The following is a 1,647-nucleotide window of genomic DNA, read 5'->3' on the forward strand; positions in this document are numbered from 1 at the left end:
GTCCTGTCGCGCCAGTGCCTGGTCCCAGCGGTCCGACAGGGTCGCGGCGTTCTGCTGGAACTGCGCCGCAACACCTTCGATCAAGGCGGACGAGCGCGCTTCGAACGTGCCCGACAGTCGCTCGGTCAGCGCCCGCATCTCGTCGGTGAGCGCCGCATTGGATCGCTGCTGCTGCGCGATGGCGGTGGTCCAGGTCGCCGCCGCGGCGGCGTTGGCGGCATCGAAGCCCGCGTTCAAGCCGTCAAGTTGGCGCTGCACCGCCTGCGTGACGGTCGCCTGCATCGCGCTGCTCTCGCGCGCCAGACCCGCCAGGGTGGCCTCGGTACTCGGTTGCAGCGCGGCCACGACGGCGCGTGCGCTCGCGTCGACGCCGTTCTTCAGCACGCCTTCCAGCGTGCTGGCCAACTGCGCCTGCGCGGCTTCGGTGCGGTGATGGAAATCGCTCTGGCTGGCCATCAGCCGCTCGCCGGCGGCGGCGTTCTGCGTTTCGATCGACGCGACCATCGCCTGCAGGCGTTCGACCAGGTCCGGCATCAGCGCAGCCTGCTGTTGCAGCAGGCGGAAGGATTCTTCGCGCTTGAACGACTGCGAGTGGACATGCAGCGACGTCGCGATCTCGGCATCCAGCAGGTGCACGGCCTGCAGCCGCTCGCGCCGGCACAGGGCGGCCAGCAGCCCGAGCACGGCAGACGTGGCCACGCCGGCGATGGACGTACCGAACGCGAAACCCAGTCCCTTGACCGGTGCGGCCAGCGAACCGCGGATCGCATCGATGTCGGTCGCGCTTTCCAGCGCCAGACCGGTACCGCGCAGCGTTGCCATCATGCCCAGCAGCGTGCCCAGCATGCCCAGCAGCACCAGCAGCCCCACCAGATAGGGTGTCAGTGCCGGAGCGGGCAACGCGGTGCGCTCGCCCTCGATGCGCTGGCGCACCGAGGGGCGCAGGCTCGCCGGTAACGACGCCAGCCAGGTCGACAGGCCATTGCCGGCGGTGGACGTATCCGCCACCGCGCGCCGCAACGTGTCCGTCGCCTGGCGGTAGCGGTGCAGTTCCAGCGCGCCCGCGGCATAGCACAGGCCGATCACCAGGGTGACCACCACGCCGAGTGCGTGCGTGCCGATATACCCGATCCCGATCCAGGCGACGATGGCAAGACCCAGCAGGAACAGGGCGGCGGGAAACAGATGTCGGTTCATGGTGTTCCGGAAGCGTGCGAAGAACGAAGCGCGGCGAGCAGCGCGTCGATGGGATGGAAGCGGACATCCAGCTCGGCGAGGAGAATGTCCTGCAGGTCGCGGCGGAAGGTGGCGAGCCAGGCGGCATCCGTCGAGGGGGCGGCGCCCCTCAGTCGATCGAAATGCTGGCAGAGCAGGGCCGGGGTCGCCGCCAGCAGTGCCTGCTCCCGGGGACTTAGCGTCGTCTCCATGACGGCATCGACCTCGGCCAGCCGCGCCTGTGTCGCCGTGCCCGCCGCCAGTGCATCACGCAATCTCCCGCGCAACTGGCCGGTCGTCGCCTGCATCGCGCGCTGGAGGTCCAGGCAATGGCGACGGAAAGGCGCGACATCCTCCCCCGGCCATGCGTCGAGTCGGTCAGTGCGCATGATGGCGCCCTGCAGGGTCGCCCGTGCGCGCGCGCAGGCGGTC

Annotated in this window: 2 protein-coding genes; both read right to left on the reverse strand. The window is 69.9% G+C overall.

Translation table 11 applies throughout. The features are described 5' to 3' along the window. On the reverse strand, positions 1–1,197 hold a 1,197-nt coding region (locus tag AC04L7_RS18250; protein ID WP_475513640.1), incomplete at its 3' end, for a DUF802 domain-containing protein. Further along, on the reverse strand, positions 1,194–1,647 hold a 454-nt coding region (locus tag AC04L7_RS18255; protein WP_475513641.1), incomplete at its 5' end, for a DUF3348 family protein. The genes AC04L7_RS18250 and AC04L7_RS18255, both read right to left, overlap by 4 nt.

The organism is Pseudoxanthomonas sp. LjRoot204_2, assembly GCF_056175765.1.